Source organism: Micromonospora sp. AP08 (assembly GCF_008085935.1).
GTDB lineage: Bacteria > Actinomycetota > Actinomycetes > Mycobacteriales > Micromonosporaceae > Micromonospora > Micromonospora chersina.
Genome location: NZ_VSEZ01000003.1, coordinates 305,356 through 321,371, shown reverse-complemented (window position 1 = coordinate 321,371; position 16,016 = coordinate 305,356). Strand labels below are relative to the sequence as shown.

Genomic DNA, 16,016 nt, shown 5'->3' with positions numbered 1-16,016 from the left:
CCGTAACGCGACCGACCCCCCTCGGCCGTGGGCCGAAGAGGGTCGGTCGGAAGGCTGTGCGGACGGTCAGCGACCGGCGGGCTTGAGACCCAGGGGCTTGCCGAGCAGGGACTCGCGGCGCACCGCGAGCCGGTCGGCGACCTGGACCAGCGCCCGGGCGGCCGGGGCGTCCGGCTGGGCCAGCACGATCGGGGTGCCGGCGTCGCCGCCCTCGCGGACCCGGGTGTCCATGGGGATCTGCCCGAGCACGGGCACCTGCGCGCCGATGGTCCGGGTCAGCGACTCGGCGACGGCCTCGCCGCCGCCGGCCCCGAAGACCTCCATCCGGGAGCCGTCCGGCAGCTCCAGCCAGGACATGTTCTCGATCACGCCGACCACCCGCTGGTGGGTCTGGAGCGCGATGGCGCCGGCCCGCTCGGCCACCTCGGCGGCGGCCGCCTGCGGGGTGGTGACGACCAGGATCTCCGCGTTCGGCAGCAGCTGCGCCACCGAGATCGCGATGTCGCCGGTGCCCGGGGGCAGGTCGAGCAGGAGGACGTCCAGGTCGCCCCAGTAGACGTCGGCGAGGAACTGCTGCAGCGCCCGGTGCAGCATCGGACCGCGCCACACGACGGCCGCGTTGCCCGGGGTGAACATGCCGATCGAGATCACTTTCACGCCGTGCGACTGCGGCGGCATGATCATGTCCTCGACCCGGGTGGGCGCGCCGTCGGCGCCGAGCATCCGGGGCACCGAGTGGCCGTAGATGTCGGCGTCCACGACGCCGACCGAGAGGCCGCGGGCGGCCAGCGCGGCGGCCAGGTTGACCGTGACGCTGGACTTGCCGACGCCGCCCTTGCCGCTGGCGACCGCGTAGACGCGGGTGCGGGAGCCGGGCTGGGCGAACGGGATGACCGGCTCGGCGGTGGCCCCGCCGCCGCGCAGCTTCGACTGGAGTTCCTGGCGCTGCTCCGGGCTCATCACGCCGAACTCGATCTCGACGCGGGTCACGCCGGGCACCGCCGCGACGGCGGCGGTGATGTCGGTGCGCAGCTTGTCCTTCAGCGGGCAGCCGGCCACGGTGAGCAGCAGCTCCACCCGGACCACGCCGTCGTCGCCGATCAGGGCGGAACGGACCATGCCGAGCTCGGTGATCGGCCGACGGATCTCCGGGTCGTTGACGGTGGCCAGGGCGGCCTGGATCGCGTCGGAGACGGTGCTGACGGGTGCTGACATGCCCGCAATGCTACGTCGGTGGTCATCGGCGTCCGCCGCTGGCGGGGGCCGGTGTGAGCGAATCGATGGCCGCGCGAGGGGTGGACGGGGCGTGCCGCGAGGTGGGACGATCGGGCCGAACGCCGCTCGCCTGGCCCCTTGAGGCGCGCGGCGTTCAATAGGTTCCGGGCCGGGTCAGCTCTCGAAGCGGCCGTCGTGCGCGAGGTCGCCGTCGAGGTCGTCGCGGGGCTCGTCCAGCGGCTCCGCGCCGGCCTGCCGCCGCACCTCGCGCTCCTGCTGCCGGCGCTCCAGCTTCCGCCGCCGCTCGGCCGCCTCGTCCAGCTCCTCGGCCAGCCGGGCCAGCTCGGAGCGGAGGAAGTCCCGGGTCGCCACCTCACCCATGGCGATGCGCAGGGCGGCGATCTCCCGGGCCAGATACTCCGTGTCGGCCTTCTGCATGGTGGCCCGCCGCCGGTCCTCCTCCAGCGCGATCCGGTCCCGGTCGGCCTGCCGGTTCTGCGCGAGCAGGATCAGCGGGGCCGCGTACGAGGCCTGGAGGGACAGCACCAGGGTCAGGAAGGTGAACGTGTACGGGTCGAAGCGCAGGTCGGCCGGGGCCAGGGTGTTCCAGGCGAACCAGGCGGCGATCACCAGCGTCATGTAGACGATGAAGTTCGCGGTGCCCATGCCCCGGGCGATCCCCTCCGACCAGCGGCCGAAGGTCTCCGCGTCGATCCGGGGCAGCCGGAGTCCGCGGGGCGCCCGGGGCTGGTCCAGCCGCTCGGTCCGTCGCTGGTCAGCCATTGCCGCCGCCGTCCAGGGTGCCCTCGTCGGTGGCGGGCGGGGTCGGCACGGCGTCCCGGTCCCGCCAGTCCCGCGGCAGCGAGTGGTCCAGCACGTCGTCCACGGTCACCGCGCCGACCAGCCGCATGCTCCGGTCCACCACGGGCATGGCGACCAGGTCGTACGTGGCCATCCGGCGGGTTATCTCGGGCAGCGGGGTGGTCGGCCGGAGCGGGTCTATGTCGTTGACGACCACACCGCCGAGCAGGTCGGCCGGGGGCTCGCGGAGCAGCGCCTGGAAGTGGACCATGCCGAGGTAGCGCCCGGTGGGCGTGGTGAGCGGGGCGCGGGTCACGAAGACCTGCGCGGCCACGGCGGGGGAGAGCTGCGGCTCGCGGATCCGGGCCAGTGCCTCGGCCACCGTGGCGTCCGGCGGCAGGATCACCGGCTCGGAGGTCATGACGCTGCCGGCGGTGCCGGAGGCGTAGCGCAGCAGCTGGCGGACGGGCGTGGCCTCGTCCGGCTCCATGAGGTCGAGCAGCACGTCCTGCTCCGGCGGGGGCAGCTCGTTGAGCAGGTCCGCGGCGTCGTCCGGGTCCATCTCCTCCAGCACGTCCGCGGCGCGTTCCCGGTCCAGCGCGGCCAGGATCTCCACCTGGTCGTGCTCGGGCAGCTCACCGAGCACGTCGGCGAGGCGCTCGTCGTCCAGCGCGGCGGCGACCTCGTTGCGCCGGGCGTCGGGCAGGTCCTGGAGGGCGTTGGCCAGGTCGGCCGGGCGCATGTCCTCCAGCACGGCGAGGAGGTTGGCCGTGCCCCGGTTCTCGCCGAGGGTGCCGAGGCCGCGAACCCGGTCCCACTCCACCTGGTGCAGGTGACCGCGGCGGGCGAGCCGGCTGGTCTGCTCGCGGACGGCGACCCGGGTGAGCGCCCACTCGCCGCCGCGGCTGCACTCCATGGCCACGTCGACCACCGAGCCGGCCTGCCCGGTGTCCAGCTGGACCCGCCGGTCCAGCAGCTCCTGGAGCACCAGCAGCTCGTTCGGCCGCTTCTCGAACCGGCGCAGGTTGAGGGTGCCGCTGCCGAGCACCACGGCGTCCGCGTCGATGGAGGTGATCCGGTTGATGGACAGGAAGATGCGCCGCCGCATCGGCATCTCGGCGACCAGCCCCACCACCTCGGGCGGGCGCTGGGTCGGCCGCATCCGGGCCACGGCGTCGCGGACCCGGCCCACCTGGTCGCCGTTCGGGTCGAAGACGGCGACTCCGGCGAGTCGAGCGATGTAGACCCGGTTCGGCGTGCTCACGGGCACCAGCCTAAGGGCCTAGTGTTTATCAACATGTCGACCTTGGCGTACGAGATCGTGGACGTCTTCACCGACCGCCCGTTCGCCGGCAACCCGCTGGCCGTGGTGTTCGGCGCGGAAGGGCTCGCCACCGAGCAGATGCAGGCGCTCGCGGTGGAGTTCAACCTGTCGGAAACGGTGTTCGTGCTGCCGCCCACGCAGGTCGGGGCGACGTACCGGGCGCGGATCTTCACCCCGGCCGAGGAACTGCCGTTCGCCGGGCACCCCAGCGTGGGCGCCGCGGTGACCGCGAGCCGGCGCGGCCTGTTCGATGTGGGCAGGGTCACCCAGGAGTGCGGCGCCGGGGTGCTGCCCCTCGAGGTCACCCCCATCGGCGCGACGCTCACCGGGGGCACCCCGACCCTCGGGCCCGAACTCGACCCGGAGCCGCTGCTGGAGATGGCCGGCCTCACCGCCGCCGACCACGCCGGCCCGGCGCCCCGGGTCGCCGGCTGCGGCCTGGAGTTCCCCTACCTTCCGGTACGCCCGGACGCGGTGGCCCGCGCCAAGGTGAACACGGCGGCGGCGGAACGGTACGGCGTGGAGCACGTCAGCGTCTTCTCCTGGGACGCCGACTCGCAAACCGCGCACGCCCGCGTGTTCGTGCCGGGCCTCGGCGTGCCGGAGGACCCGGCGACCGGCTCGGCCGCCCTGGGCCTGGGCGTCTGGCTGGTGGCCAGCGGGCTGCTTCCCGGCGAGGGCCGGTCCGAGTACGCGGTCCGCCAGGGCATCGAGATCAACCGGCCGTCCGCGCTGGCCTGCACGGTGACCGCGGCCGGCGGCGTGGCGGTGGGCGCGACGGTCGCCGGCCACGTGATGCCGGTGGCCCGGGGCGAGATCGCGGTCCCGCCCTTCGTGGGCTGAGCACCCTGTCGGGCCAGGATGCGGGAGGATGCCGGAGTGAGCGACGAGGTGGACGAGCGGGTGACCCCGCCCCTGGTGGACGAGGCCGTGAAGAAGGCCGCGGTCGCCTGGGTGTCGGTGGCCGGCGGGCCGGCGTACGCGTTGTGGTGCCTGCCGCTCGACGGCGCGCTGCTGGTGGTGACCGGCCCGGGCGAGCAGTCCGCCCCCGGGCTGGCCGACGCGGCCGAGGCCGACGTGACCCTGCGCGGCGACCACGGCGGCCGGATCGTCACCTGGCCGGCCCGGGTCACCCGGCTGCGGCCGGGCACCGAGGAGTGGGAGACCGCCGCGCCGCTGGTCGCCGCGAAGCGACTGAACGCCTCCGGTCCCTCCGCCGACCTGGTGGCCCGCTGGGCGTCCGAGGGGTGTGCCCTGAACCGGCTGAGTCCGGCGGGCACCGCGCTGACCGGCGCCGACCTGCCAGCCGGGTCGCTGGCCGAGCAGCCCCGGGAGGCCCCGGTGGTCCGAGCCACCCGCAAGCCGTTCCGGCTGCACAAGGTCCGCCGCCGCTGAGCCGCGTCAGCACCCGCCGCCCCCGGCACCGCCGGCCGGTCAGCCGACGCCGACCGGGTCGAGCAGGTCGAGCACCTGGGTGAGCGAGGTGAGCGCCGGGCCCTCCCAGCCGTGGTCGGCGTTGAAGACCATGTGGCCGGTCAGGTCCGGGGCGGCCAGCCGCACCGCCGTCATGCCGGCCCGCTCGGCGCCGGTGAGTTCCTGGCTGCCGCCGTCGCCCACGTAGAGGCAGTCGGCCGGCGCGAGGTCGAGCCGGTGGCAGGCGGCCAGGTAGAGCGCCGAATCGGGCTTGCACCGCCCGACCTGCACGGAGAAGACCCGCACGTCGAGCAGCGGCGCGACCGCCAGCTGGGGCAGGAACGCCGGCAGCTCGTGCGTGCAGTCGCTGATCAGGCCGGTGCGGACGCCCTGCCCGCGCAGCGCGGCCAGCACCGGCACCGCCTCGGCGCGCAGCCGGGTGTCGGCGCGTACCGCCCGGTGGCGGGAGGCGACGGCGGCGCGTACCGCCTCGTCGGACGGATGCACGCCGGCCTGGCCGCAGACCCAGCGCAGGGTCGCCTCGGCGTTGCCGAACCGCCCGCTGGCGCGCTGGTAGTAGCTGCGGTCGAGCACGTCGATCAGGGTCTCGGTGGAGCAGCCGAGCAGCTCGGCGATGGTCCGGTGGGCGGACCCGCGCTGGACGCAGCGGGTCAGCGTGCCGAAGAAGTCGAACAGCACCGCCTGGTACCTGGGCATGGGGGAACTGCCTCCGGACGTCGAGGGGGGATCGCCGGGACGCGCATGATCGTAACGGAGTGCTGACGGTCCGTGGTGTCGGAGGGCGTGTGAGTATTGCTCTCCGTGCCCCACCCTCCGCACCGCCCGCCGCTCGACGCGCTGACCGTCGGCGCGCTCGCGCTGGCCGTCACCGCCGTCTCGTCCTCGGCGCCGCTGGTCGCGTTCGCCGCCGCGCCGGCCCTGGCCATCGCCTTCTGGCGCAACGTCCTCTCGCTTGCCGTGCTCGGGCCGGTCTCGCTGACCCGGCGGCGGGCCGAGTTCCGGGCGCTGACCGTCGGCGCGGGCCGGCGGGAGGGGCTGTACTGCGTACTCTCCGGGGTGGCGCTGGCCGCCCACTTCGCCACCTGGATGCCGAGCGCGCAGCTCACCTCGGTGGCCGCGGCGACCGCGCTGGGCGCCACCCAGCCGGTCTGGCAGGGGCTCATCGCCCGCTGGCAGGGGCGGCGGCTGCCCGCGGCCGTGTGGGCCGGCATCGCGGTCGCGGTGCTCGGTGCGGCGCTGGCCACCGGCGCCGACTTCAGCGTCTCCGGCCGGGCCTTCACGGGCGATCTGCTGGCGGTCGCCGGTGGCATGTTCGCGGCGGTCTACACCGCCTTCGGCGAGCGCGCCCGGGCCAGCATCAGCACCACCACCTACACCACCATCTGCTACGGGGTCTGTGCCGCGATCCTGCTGGTGGTCTGCCTGGCGGGCGGGGTACGCCTGCACGGCTACGACGGCGCCACCTGGCTGGCGATCCTCGGCCTGGTGGCCGGCGCCCAACTGCTCGGCCACTCGATGTTCAACTACGCCCTGCACCGGGTCTCGGCCACCACGGTCAGCGTGCTGATCCTGCTGGAGGCGCCGGGCGCGGCGCTGATCGGCTGGGTCTGGCTGGGCCAGCTGCCCCGCACGCTGGCCCTGCCCGGGCTGGGTCTGCTGCTGGCCGGCGTCGCCGTCGTCATCCTCGGCGGGGCCCGGGCCGGCCGCCGCACCGCGCCGGTCGCGGTGCCCGCCGACCCCGCTCCGCTGACTGACTGACCCGCTTTTGCGGAAAGTGCCCCCCGCGCGACCCGATTCCGTGAAAGTGCGGAGGGTGGGGGCGGCAGGGGAACACGACGACGCGGCCGAGCGGGGGACGGTCGTCACCCCGTCGGCCGAGTTGCCGCCGCTCGGCGCCGAGGAGCGGGCGGCCCTGAGCCGGATCGGCGAGCGCTGGCGGGAGCCGCGCGACCCGGACGAGCTGCCCGTCGACCCGACGCTCGGCCGGAGCGGGCGGCCGCCGCGACCGACCCGGTTCGGCCGGCTCGTGCCCATCGAGATGTTCACCGTCGAGGAGCCGGGCGAGCTGGTCGCCACCGAGCCGGCCCACCTGCCCGGCTCGCGGGCCGGGCGGCTGCTCACCCGGGCCCGCCGGGCGCTGTTCGGCCCGCCGCTCTCCAGCGCCTCGGTGCTCTACGAGCGGATGCGCAAGCTGGTCGCCCTGCCCGTGCTCTCCTCCGACCTGCTCAGCTCGGTGGCGTACGGGCCGGAGGCGATGCTGGGCGTCCTGGTGCTGGCCGGCAGCGCCGCGCTCGGGCTGTCCCTGCCGCTGGCCGCCCTGCTGGTGGTGCTGATGATCGCGGTCGGGCTGTCCTACCGGCAGACGATCCCGGCGTACCCGCACGGCGCCGGTTCGTACATCGTGGCCGGCGACAACCTGGGCCGTACCCCGGGGCTGGCGGCGGCGGCCGGGCTGATGCTCGACTACGTGCTGACCGTGTCGGTGTCGGTGGCGGCCGGCGTGCACGCGGTCACCTCGGCGCTGCCCGGGCTCACCCCGTTCACCGTGCCGCTCGGTGTGCTGGTGATCGCCGTGCTGCTCGCCGGCAACCTGCGCGGCGTGCGCACCGCCGGAAACCTGTTCGTGCTCCCCACGTACGCCTTCGTGGTCGTGCTCCTCGCGTTGCTGGTGGTCGGCTACGCGCGGGCGGCGGGCCGGGGCTTCGCGCCCGTGCCGCCGCCGCCCGTGCCGGCCGTCGAAGGGCTGGGCCTGCTGCTGGTGCTGCGCGCGTTCTCCTCCGGCGCGGTGTCGATGACGGGCATCGAGGCGGTGTCGAACGCCGTCCCCGCCTTCCGGCCCACCGAGTGGCGCAACGCCCGTACCACGCTGGGCTGGATGGTCGCCATGCTGGTCGCGCTCTTCGCCGGCCTGGTCGGGCTGATCCACCTGGACGGCCTGGTCCCCCGGCCGGGCGAGACGCTGCTCTCCCAGCTCGGCCGGGTGACCTTCCCGACCGGCCCCTGGTACGCGCTCCTCCAGGCGACCACCGCGCTCATCCTGCTGCTGGCGGCGAACACCGCGTTCAACGACTTCCCCCGGCTGCTCTTCTTCATGGCCCGCGACGGCCACACCCCCCGCCGGTTCCTGCACATGGGCGACCGGCTCGCGTTCAGCAACGGCCTGATCGCTCTCTCGGTCACCGCCGCGATCGTGTACGTCGCGTTCGGCGGGCACACCGAACGCCTGATCCCGCTCTACGCCGTCGGCGTCTTCCTCGCCTTCACCCTGTCCCAGGCCGGCATGGTGGTGCACTGGCGCCGCCACCGCGGGCCGGGCTGGCACCGGCGGCTGGCGCTCAACGCCGTCGGCGCGACGCTCTCCGCGCTGGTGCTGCTCACCGCCGCCGTGGCGAAGTTCGGCGAGGGCGCCTGGGTGGTGGTGGTCGCGGTGCCGCTGCTGGTGCTGCTGTTCCGGCGGATCCACCGGCACTACGCCACGCTGCACCGCGCCCTGGCGCTGCACCCGCCCGCGCCGTCCGGGCCCGCCGGGTCCGCCGAGCGCGAGGAGCTGCCCCAGGAGGTACGCCACCTCGTCGTCGTGCCGGTGGCCCGGCTGAACCGGGCCTCGCTGCGGGCCCTGGCGTACGCGGCGTCGCTGGGCCAGCCCACGCTGGCCGTGCACATCGCCCCGGAGGAGGTCGAGGCGGACCGGTTCCGCGAGCAGTGGCAGGCCTGGGGCGACCACCTGCGGCTGGAGACGATCGTGTCGCCGTACCGGGCGGTGATCGGGCCGCTGGCGCACTACCTGGAGGCGCTGCACACCACCCGGCCGGAGCTGACCCTGACCGTGATCGTGCCGGAGGTGGTGCTCCGCCGCCGCTGGCACGGCCCGCTGCACAGCCGCGTCGAGCAGCGGCTCCGCGCCGCCCTGCGGGCGCTGCCCGGCGTGGTGGTCACCACCGTCCCGGTCCACCTCGCCGAGTGACGCTCACAGGTACGCCGCGAAGTGGTCGGCCACCAGCGCGGCGATCGCCTCGGCGTCCCGGCTCCCGTCCACCTCGACCACCCGGATCCCGAGGTTCCGCGCCCGGGCCACGGCGTCGGCCGCGACCAGTTCGTCGCGGGCGATCCGGTTGCGCCAGGCCCGTTCCGGGTCGCGCACCCCGGGGTGGCGGGCGGTCGCCCGGGGCAGCCGCGTCATCTGGTACGCGCGGAACTCCGGTGTCGGCACCAGCACGACCATCTGCCCGGTCGACTCGACGACCGGGGCGACCAGCTCCGGCCGCAGTCCCCAGCCCTCGGCGATGACCCGGCGACCGCTGACCAGCGCGCTGAGGTCGTCCAGCACCCAGGCGAACCGGCGCGGAAACGCGGCCAGTGTCTCGGCCGCCATCCGCTCCGGGCCGGGGTCCACCCAGACCGCGTCCGGCTCGGGCCCGGCGGGCGGACCGCCCCGGCGGACCCGGAAGGCCACCCGCCGGTCCTCGTGCCCGCGGGCGTCGTGCCGGTCGTAGAGGTACGCGGTCAGGCCGTGGCGCAGCGCCAGGGTGACGGCGATGGTCGTCTTGCCGGCCCACTGGGCGCCGCCGATCCAGAGGGCCTGCCGCGCGGTGGCGAGCGGATCGAAGTCCATGCCTCGACCCTGCGCGCGGTCGGGGCCAAGATCAAGTCTTGTTCTCGGTCGGCCGCCGTGATGAAGTGAGAAGGTCAGACGTCGTGGACGTCGAGGACCCGGGTGGTGGGGGCGGCGTCGCCCAGCGCGGCCCGCAGCGCCAGCCGCTCCGGGTCCACCATGAAGGCTTCGTAGCCGGCCCGTGCGGCGAACCGGATCAGGTGCACCTCGGACCGCCCGTCCCCGGTACGCAGCCGCCGCTCCAGCCGCCCGCCGTGGCGCCCGAGCAGGGCCAGCACGTTGTCCTCGTACCGCCGGCCGGCCTCCGGGTCGGCGCTCAGGTCGACCAGGGCGACCAACAGGGGCGCTTCCGTCGGTTCGGTCATGCGGCGGAGTATCGCAGCGACCGGCCCGGCGGGCGGACCCGGCGACGGTTCAGGCGTCGATCCCGACGGCCTTGGCGCTGGCGGTCCAGAGCCGGGCGGCGAGGGCCGGGTCGGCCGCCTTGGGCAGCGGCCGGCGGAGCCGCCGGTCGGCGTAGTAGCCGCCGTCGACGAGCCGGGCCGGGTCCTGGTTGGCCAGCCAGACCAGGGTCTCCGCGCCCCGCTCCGGGCTGCGGAACGGCAGCAGCCGCATGCCGAGGGCGACCAGCCGGCTCTCGTTGCCGAACCGGGTCCGCACCACGCCCGGGTGGAACGAGTGGGCCTTCAGCTCCGGCCAGCGCCGGGCCGCCTCGGCGGTGAACAGGATGTTCGCCTGCTTGCTGGTGCCGTAGGCGCGCATCGGCCGGTAGCGGCGCAGCGCGGCGTTGAGGTCGTCCGGGTCGAGCGCCCCGCTGCGGTGCGCGCCCGACGCGGTCACCACCATCCGGCCGATCCGGTCCCGCAGCAGGTTGCTGAGCAGGAACGGCGCGAGGTGGTTGGCCTGCATGCTCAGCTCGAAGCCGTCGACCGTGGTGATCGGCTGGAGCACGATCGCCCCGGCGTTGTTGGCCAGCACGTCGATCCGGTCGTACGCGGCGCGCAGCCGCTCGGCGAGCCCGCGCACGTCGTCCAGCACGGCGAAGTCCGCGCGGAACAGCTCGGGTTGCTCGCCGCAGCACTCGCGCACCCGTTCCCCGGCGGCGCGCAGCCGGGCCGGATCCCGGCCGACAAGTACCACGCGGTCGCCGCGTCGCGCCAGCTCGACCGCGGCGGCGAGGCCGATGCCCGAGCTGGCGCCGGTCACCACCACGGTCCGCCGCTCAGTGAGATCTTCCACAGGTCCATTCACCCCGGTCACGGCACGAGGTTACCGTGGCGTCACAACGCCCTTTGGGATCGTTAAGTTCTCGTCTTTCACCTGGTGGCGTCGGCGTGCCCGCCGGACGCTGGAAGGAGCGCATCCATGGCCGCAGTCGGTCGCCCCCGCCGGTCCTGCCTCGCGGTACCCGGCTCCAGCGTCAAGATGCTCGGCAAGGCCCAGGGCCTCCCCGCCGACCAGGTCTTCCTCGACCTGGAGGACGCGGTCGCGCCGCTGGCCAAGCCGGACGCCCGCAAGAACATCGTCGCCGCCCTCAACGAGGGCGACTGGGCCGGCAAGACCCGGGTGGTCCGGGTGAACGACCTGACCACGCCGTGGACCTACCGGGACGTCATCGAGGTGGTCGAGGGCGCCGGGGCCAACCTGGACTGCATCATGCTGCCGAAGGTGCAGAACGCTGAGCAGGTGCACTGGCTGGACCTGCTGCTCACCCAGATCGAGAAGACCCTCGGCCTGGAGGTCGGCCGGATCGGCATCGAGGCGCAGATCGAGAACGCGGCCGGCCTGGTCAACGTCGACGCCATCGCGGCCGCCTCGCCCCGGGTCGAGACGATCATCTTCGGCCCGGCCGACTTCATGGCCTCGATCAACATGAAGTCGCTGGTGGTCGGCGCGCTGATCCCGGACTACCCGGGCGACCCGTACCACTACATCCTCATGCGGATCCTGATGGCCGCCCGGATGCACGACAAGCAGGCCATCGACGGCCCGTTCCTGCAGATCCGGGACGTGGACGCGTTCCGCGAGGTGGCCAAGCGCTCCGCGGCGCTCGGCTTCGACGGCAAGTGGGTGCTGCACCCGGGCCAGATCGACGCGGCCAACGAGGTCTACTCCCCGGCCCAGGACGACTACGACCACGCCGAGTTGATCCTCGACGCGTACGACTTCTACACCTCGGAGGCGGGCGGGAAGCTCGGCGCCGTGATGCTCGGCGACGAGATGATCGACGAGGCGTCCCGCAAGATGGCGCTCGTGATCGCGGCCAAGGGCCGGGCCGCCGGGATGAGCCGTACCTCGTCGTTCACCCCGCCCTCGGAGTGACCGCGAGCCGCTGACCGCGACGGGCCGCCCCGGCCGACCGGGGCGGCCCGTCCGCGTCAGTAGCCGCTGGAGCTGTCCGAGTTGACAGCGATCACGATCATCACGACGTAGAAGATGATCAGCAGCACCAGCAGGGCGGTGAGGATCCAGCCCACGATGATGGCCGCCTTCGCCATGCCCTCGCCCTGCTCGCCGGTCTCCCGGATCTGCTTGCGGGCGACGTGGCCCATGATCGCGCCGATCGGGGCGGTGATGCAGGAGGTGAAGCCGACCAGCGAGAGCACCAGCGCCACGATGGCGAGGGTGTTCGTCTTGCTGGACGGGGGTGCGTAGCCGGGGTACGCCGGCGCCGGGTAGCCGCCCGCCGCGTACGGGTCGCCGGGCGCCGGGTAGCCGGGCGCGGCGTACGGGTCGCCGGGCGCCGGGTAGCCGGGCGCGGCGTACGGGGCCGGCGGGTAGCCGGGAGCGGCGTACGGGTCACCGGACTTCATGCCGGCGTACGGGTCCGCGGGCGCGTACGGGTCCGCGGAGGTCGGCTGGGTCGGGATGGGGTTGCCGGCCATCGGCAGCGTCGGGTCGGCCGGCGGGCTCGACTGCGGTCCGGCCGCCGCCGACGGGTCGTGCCAACCACCGGACGGTGGGGGATAGGTCATCAGATCATCTCCATGGACGTGGTGCGGTCAGGGTAGCCATCGGCGCGCAAGTCGCAGGACCCCCTTTCCGGGTGCCGCGTTGCCCGGGACGTCCACAACGGGCAGGATCGCGGCATGGCACTTGACGCGCGCGGCGGTCGGTCGCGACGGGACGTCAGCCGGCCGGGCCTGGTGCGCCGGCCGCGCGCCGGCGGCCCGGCCGGCTCCGCCGACCAGGACCAGCCGGCACCGCTCGAAGAGCCGGCCACCATGCGCCTGGACGGCCGGGTCGCGCTGGTCACCGGCGCGGGCAGTCCGGACGGCATCGGGTACGCGACCGCGCGCCGCCTGGCCGACCTGGGCGCCCGGGTGGCGATCGTCTCCACCACGCGGCGGATCCACGACCGGGCCGGCGAGCTGGGGGTCACCGGCTTCGTCGCCGACCTGACCGACGAGTCCGAGGTGGGCGCGCTCGCCGACGCGGTGGCCGAGCAGCTCGGCGACGTCGAGGTGCTGGTCAACAACGCCGGCCTGGCCAGCCGGGCGAGCCCGGAGGTGCTCCGGCCGGTGGCCCAGCTGACCTACGACGAGTGGCGCGGCGAGATCGACCGGAACCTGACCACCGCGTTCCTGTGCAGCCGCGCGTTCATCGGCGGGATGGCCGAGCGGGGCTGGGGGCGCATCGTCAACCTGGCGGCCACCGCCGGGCCGGTCAACGCGCTGCCCACCGAGGCCGCGTACGCCGCCGCGAAGGCCGGCGTGGTCGGGCTGACCCGGGCCCTGGCCATGGAGATGATCGCCGACGGGGTGACCGTCAACGCGGTGGCGCCGGGCATCATCCACACCGCGGCGTCCACGATGGTCGAGATCAAGCAGGGTCTCGGCACCCCGGTCGGCCGCCCCGGCACGCCGGACGAGGTGGCCGCGGCCATCGCCTTCCTCTGCTCGCCGGCCGCCTCCTACATCACCGGGCAGATGCTGGTGGTCGACGGCGGCAACAGCGTCCGCGAGGCCGAGTTCCGCTGACCGTCAGTAGCCGCGGCCGTTGTCCGAGTTGGCCCAGAAGGCCAGGCCGATCCAGCCGCAGCAGACCAGCAGGCCGATCCCGGTGAAGACGTAGCTGAGGATCAGCCCCCACGTGGCGAGCTGGTCGCCCTCCTCGCCGGTCTGCCGGATCTGCCGCTTGGCCAGGTGGCCGCAGACGATGCCGGCCGGGGCGAACACGAAGGCGAGGACCAGCGACAGGATGGCGAGCACGTTCGGCCCGCCGCCGCGCGGCGGCTGCGGTCCGGGCCCGGGCGGCCCGTACTGGCCGTACGGGGGCTGCGGGGCGTAGGGCGGCTGGGCGCCGCCGGGTGGCTGGTGCCCCCAGTGCGGCTGCTGCTGCGGCTGTCCGTACGGCTGCTGCGGCTCCCCGTACGGCTGGCCGTAGGCGGGCGGCTCGTACGGCGACGGTGGCTGGTCCGGCTCACCGGGTGGTTGGCTCACGCCCTCCTCACCCCCTCGCCTCGCAGGTCGACGGCCCTCTCTCTTGCGGACGCTACCCGCAGCGGTGAACCTTTTCACAGCGGTTGTATGGACTGGTCACCTTGGCTCCGCCGGTCCCGGGGCCGATACTGACCCAGCGTTCAGTTACCCACGAGTAGTGCGCCGATCCCCCGGAGGCTGAGATGGCCCGACTCGCCCAGACGCCCGGCCTGACCGATGTGCAGCGGTCGATCCTGGAAACCGTTCGGGAGTTCGCCGACAAGGAGATCATCCCGCACGCGCAGCGGCTGGAGCACGCCGACGAGTACCCCACCGACATCCTCGACGGGATGCGCGAGATGGGGCTGTTCGGCCTCACGATCGACGAGGAGTACGGGGGTCTCGGCGAGTCCCTGCTGACCTACGCCCTCGTGGTGGAGGAGCTGTCCCGGGGCTGGATGTCGATCTCCGGCATCGTCAACACCCACTTCATCGTGGCGTACCTGATCTCCCAGCACGGCTCGGCCGACCAGAAGGCCCGGCTGCTGCCCCGGATGGCCACCGGCGAGGTGCGCGGCGCCTTCTCGATGTCGGAGCCCGAGTGCGGCTCGGACGTCTCGGCGATCAAGTCCAAGGCGGTCCGCGACGGCGACAACTACGTGCTCAACGGCCAGAAGATGTGGCTGACCAACGGCGCGTACTCCTCCGTGGTCGCCACCCTGGTCAAGACCGACACCGGGGCCGACTCGGTCTACGGCAACATGAGCACCTTCCTGCTGGAGAAGGAGCCCGGCTTCGGCGAGACCGCCCCCGGCCTGACCATCCCCGGCAAGATCGACAAGATGGGCTACAAGGGCGTCGAGACCACCGAGATGGTGCTCGACGGCGTCACCGTCCCCGCCTCCGCCGTGCTCGGCGGCGAGGACAAGGTCGGCCGGGGCTTCTACCAGATGATGGACGGCATCGAGGTCGGCCGCGTCAACGTGGCCGCCCGCGCCTGCGGCATCTCGATCCGCGCCTTCGAACTGGCCGTCGCGTACGCCCAGCAGCGCCGCACCTTCGGCCAGCCGCTCGCCAAGCACCAGGCCGTCGCGTTCAAGCTCGCCGAGATGGGCACGAAGATCGAGGCCGCGCACGCCCTCATGGTCAACGCGGCCCGCCTCAAGGACGCCGGCCAGCGCAACGACGTCGAGGCCGGGATGGCCAAGCTGCTGGCCTCCGAGTACTGCGCCGAGGTCGTCCAGGAGGCGTTCCGCATCCACGGCGGCTACGGCTACTCCAAGGAGTACGAGATCGAGCGGCTGATGCGCGAGGCGCCGTTCCTGCTCATCGGCGAGGGCACCTCGGAGATCCAGAAGACCATCATCAGCCGCGGCCTGCTGAAGGAGTACAAGCTCTGACGGCTGCTCGCCCGACAACCGTCGATCAAGAAGTTCGCGTCGGATCCGGCCGTGCCACCGACGCAAACTTCTTGGTCAACGGGGCTGGGTGGGGTCCGGGGCCGGGAGGTGCCTGCGGGCGCGGGTCACCAGTGCCTTCGGGTTGTCGGCGTAGAGCCGGATTTCTCGTACCGGTGCGCTGGGTCCCTTTGGCAGGCGTACTGACAGGGGCTCTCGCAGCGCCACGTCCACTGCGGTCTGGCTGCCCACGCCGAGGTTCAGCACCGCGGGGTCGTCCGGGTCGTACTGGACGGCTCGGCTGGACGGCAGTGACCGGTAGCGCGCCTCGACCCGGGCTATCGCGCTCCACGGGATCATGACGTCCAGCGAGACGCCGTTGCGGATCCGCAGGCCGGTGTCGTCGGCGACGTGCGGGTGGATCCGCAGGCTGGCGAGCAGCCCGACCATCCACAGCACGCCCCAGACGCCGAGGCCGATGGCGGCATGCCGGACCGTGGGCCAGCCGACGGTGTGCCGGAGGATCAGGTCGAGGACCGGGATCTCGATGGTCGACAGCGCGATGAACACACCGAGGATCGGCTGCACCACGCCGACGTAGGCGAACGTCTCCGCGCCGGGCGCCACCGGGTAGGGCCGTCGCAGGACCCATCGGGCCAGGCTTCGCCACATGCCCCACTCGTACGCGACCGCGCGGCGAGCCAGCCTGACCACGTCGACGCCTGCCATCCCCCGCCCACCCTTCCTTTTGCATTGCAGTTGCAACGTAAACGCTGGCTGGGTGACGTGTCAATGCAGTCGCATTGTGACAG

General features: G+C 73.7%; 17 protein-coding genes. 7 read left to right on the top strand and 10 right to left on the bottom strand.

All coding sequences use genetic code 11. The features are described 5' to 3' along the window. Positions 1-66: 66 nt before the first annotated feature. The 3 genes from FXF50_RS07905 to FXF50_RS07895 all read right to left on the bottom strand — a co-directional run bounded on the left by FXF50_RS07905 (position 67) and on the right by FXF50_RS07895 (position 3,280). Positions 67-1,215, bottom strand: a complete 1,149-nt coding sequence (locus FXF50_RS07905; RefSeq protein ID WP_148426555.1) for an Mrp/NBP35 family ATP-binding protein — start codon at positions 1,213-1,215, stop codon at positions 67-69. A 174-nt stretch (positions 1,216-1,389) separates the two neighbouring features. After that, the gene (locus FXF50_RS07900; RefSeq protein WP_148426554.1) at positions 1,390-1,998 is read right to left on the bottom strand and encodes a DUF1003 domain-containing protein; all 609 of its coding nucleotides are present in this window, start codon (positions 1,996-1,998) and stop codon (positions 1,390-1,392) included. Continuing rightward, positions 1,991-3,280 (bottom strand): magnesium transporter MgtE N-terminal domain-containing protein, encoded by a 1,290-nt coding sequence (locus FXF50_RS07895; RefSeq protein ID WP_148426553.1) that lies wholly within the window; start codon positions 3,278-3,280, stop codon positions 1,991-1,993. Before FXF50_RS07895 ends, FXF50_RS07900 begins: the two co-directional genes overlap by 8 nt. Before the next feature lie 33 nt (positions 3,281-3,313). On the opposite strand from FXF50_RS07895, the gene FXF50_RS07890 reads away from it, so the two are divergent. Then, positions 3,314-4,183, top strand: a complete 870-nt coding sequence (locus tag FXF50_RS07890; protein ID WP_148426552.1) for a PhzF family phenazine biosynthesis protein — start codon at positions 3,314-3,316, stop codon at positions 4,181-4,183. A gap of 18 nt (positions 4,184-4,201) precedes the next feature. Next, on the top strand, positions 4,202-4,735 hold the full coding sequence (locus FXF50_RS07885; RefSeq protein ID WP_148426551.1) for a hypothetical protein: 534 nt from the start codon (positions 4,202-4,204) through the stop codon (positions 4,733-4,735). 39 nt (positions 4,736-4,774) lie between these two features. Here FXF50_RS07885 and FXF50_RS07880 read toward each other — a convergent pair whose 3' ends face one another. Next, complete coding sequence (locus FXF50_RS07880; RefSeq protein WP_148426550.1) at positions 4,775-5,470, bottom strand: HAD family hydrolase; 696 nt, start codon at positions 5,468-5,470, stop codon at positions 4,775-4,777. A 105-nt stretch (positions 5,471-5,575) separates the two neighbouring features. Here FXF50_RS07880 and FXF50_RS07875 point away from each other — a divergent pair, with 105 nt between their 5' ends. Together FXF50_RS07875 and FXF50_RS30115 are read left to right on the top strand one after the other, a co-directional pair. Beyond that, positions 5,576-6,532, top strand: a complete 957-nt coding sequence (locus tag FXF50_RS07875) for a DMT family transporter (protein WP_148426549.1) — start codon at positions 5,576-5,578, stop codon at positions 6,530-6,532. A gap of 55 nt (positions 6,533-6,587) precedes the next feature. After that, complete coding sequence (locus FXF50_RS30115) at positions 6,588-8,738, top strand: APC family permease (protein ID WP_305069331.1); 2,151 nt, start codon at positions 6,588-6,590, stop codon at positions 8,736-8,738. Positions 8,739-8,741: 3 nt separating this feature from the next. On the opposite strand, the gene FXF50_RS29760 is transcribed toward FXF50_RS30115, so the two are convergent. The 3 genes from FXF50_RS29760 to FXF50_RS07855 all read right to left on the bottom strand — a co-directional run bounded on the left by FXF50_RS29760 (position 8,742) and on the right by FXF50_RS07855 (position 10,625). Continuing rightward, positions 8,742-9,386, bottom strand: a complete 645-nt coding sequence (locus tag FXF50_RS29760; protein WP_148426547.1) for a hypothetical protein — start codon at positions 9,384-9,386, stop codon at positions 8,742-8,744. 74 nt (positions 9,387-9,460) lie between these two features. Then, positions 9,461-9,751 (bottom strand): hypothetical protein, encoded by a 291-nt coding sequence (locus tag FXF50_RS07860; RefSeq protein WP_148426546.1) that lies wholly within the window; start codon positions 9,749-9,751, stop codon positions 9,461-9,463. Between the two features lie 49 nt (positions 9,752-9,800). Then, on the bottom strand, positions 9,801-10,625 hold the full coding sequence (locus FXF50_RS07855) for an SDR family NAD(P)-dependent oxidoreductase (protein WP_148426545.1): 825 nt from the start codon (positions 10,623-10,625) through the stop codon (positions 9,801-9,803). Between the two features lie 126 nt (positions 10,626-10,751). Here FXF50_RS07855 and FXF50_RS07850 point away from each other — a divergent pair, with 126 nt between their 5' ends. Then, positions 10,752-11,708, top strand: coding sequence for a CoA ester lyase (locus FXF50_RS07850; protein WP_148426544.1), 957 nt, complete (start codon positions 10,752-10,754; stop codon positions 11,706-11,708). Positions 11,709-11,764: 56 nt separating this feature from the next. Here FXF50_RS07850 and FXF50_RS07845 read toward each other — a convergent pair whose 3' ends face one another. Then, the gene (locus tag FXF50_RS07845; protein ID WP_148426543.1) at positions 11,765-12,361 is read right to left on the bottom strand and encodes a DUF4190 domain-containing protein; all 597 of its coding nucleotides are present in this window, start codon (positions 12,359-12,361) and stop codon (positions 11,765-11,767) included. Between the two features lie 114 nt (positions 12,362-12,475). Between FXF50_RS07845 and FXF50_RS07840 the strand changes: the two genes are divergently transcribed. Beyond that, positions 12,476-13,366, top strand: coding sequence for an SDR family NAD(P)-dependent oxidoreductase (locus FXF50_RS07840; RefSeq protein WP_148426542.1), 891 nt, complete (start codon positions 12,476-12,478; stop codon positions 13,364-13,366). 3 nt (positions 13,367-13,369) lie between these two features. Here the strand turns inward: FXF50_RS07840 and FXF50_RS07835 are convergent, their stop codons facing one another. After that, on the bottom strand, positions 13,370-13,828 hold the full coding sequence (locus FXF50_RS07835; RefSeq protein WP_148426541.1) for a DUF4190 domain-containing protein: 459 nt from the start codon (positions 13,826-13,828) through the stop codon (positions 13,370-13,372). A gap of 182 nt (positions 13,829-14,010) precedes the next feature. On the opposite strand from FXF50_RS07835, the gene FXF50_RS07830 reads away from it, so the two are divergent. Further along, positions 14,011-15,207 carry an acyl-CoA dehydrogenase family protein gene (locus tag FXF50_RS07830; protein WP_148426540.1) on the top strand — a complete coding sequence of 399 codons (1,197 nt, stop codon included), beginning with the start codon at positions 14,011-14,013 and terminating at the stop codon, positions 15,205-15,207. Between the two features lie 75 nt (positions 15,208-15,282). Here FXF50_RS07830 and FXF50_RS07825 read toward each other — a convergent pair whose 3' ends face one another. Then, positions 15,283-15,933 (bottom strand): PH domain-containing protein, encoded by a 651-nt coding sequence (locus FXF50_RS07825; protein ID WP_148426539.1) that lies wholly within the window; start codon positions 15,931-15,933, stop codon positions 15,283-15,285. Positions 15,934-16,016: the final 83 nt, after the last annotated feature.

Excerpts from the sequence above, each read along its gene's own strand:
- FXF50_RS07830 (WP_148426540.1), top strand. The coding sequence starts at position 14,011 with ATGGCCCGACTCGCCCAGACGCCCGGCCTGACCGATGTGCAGCGGTCG.
- FXF50_RS07900 (WP_148426554.1), bottom strand. The coding sequence starts at position 1,998 with ATGGCTGACCAGCGACGGACCGAGCGGCTGGACCAGCCCCGGGCGCCC.
- FXF50_RS07890 (WP_148426552.1), top strand. The coding sequence starts at position 3,314 with ATGTCGACCTTGGCGTACGAGATCGTGGACGTCTTCACCGACCGCCCG.
- FXF50_RS07880 (WP_148426550.1), bottom strand. The coding sequence starts at position 5,470 with ATGCCCAGGTACCAGGCGGTGCTGTTCGACTTCTTCGGCACGCTGACC.
- FXF50_RS07885 (WP_148426551.1), top strand. The coding sequence starts at position 4,202 with ATGCGGGAGGATGCCGGAGTGAGCGACGAGGTGGACGAGCGGGTGACC.
- FXF50_RS07905 (WP_148426555.1), bottom strand. The coding sequence starts at position 1,215 with ATGTCAGCACCCGTCAGCACCGTCTCCGACGCGATCCAGGCCGCCCTG.
- FXF50_RS07860 (WP_148426546.1), bottom strand. The coding sequence starts at position 9,751 with ATGACCGAACCGACGGAAGCGCCCCTGTTGGTCGCCCTGGTCGACCTG.
- FXF50_RS07845 (WP_148426543.1), bottom strand. The coding sequence starts at position 12,361 with ATGACCTATCCCCCACCGTCCGGTGGTTGGCACGACCCGTCGGCGGCG.
- FXF50_RS07825 (WP_148426539.1), bottom strand. The coding sequence starts at position 15,933 with ATGGCAGGCGTCGACGTGGTCAGGCTGGCTCGCCGCGCGGTCGCGTAC.
- FXF50_RS07840 (WP_148426542.1), top strand. The coding sequence starts at position 12,476 with ATGGCACTTGACGCGCGCGGCGGTCGGTCGCGACGGGACGTCAGCCGG.
- FXF50_RS07850 (WP_148426544.1), top strand. The coding sequence starts at position 10,752 with ATGGCCGCAGTCGGTCGCCCCCGCCGGTCCTGCCTCGCGGTACCCGGC.
- FXF50_RS29760 (WP_148426547.1), bottom strand. The coding sequence starts at position 9,386 with ATGGACTTCGATCCGCTCGCCACCGCGCGGCAGGCCCTCTGGATCGGC.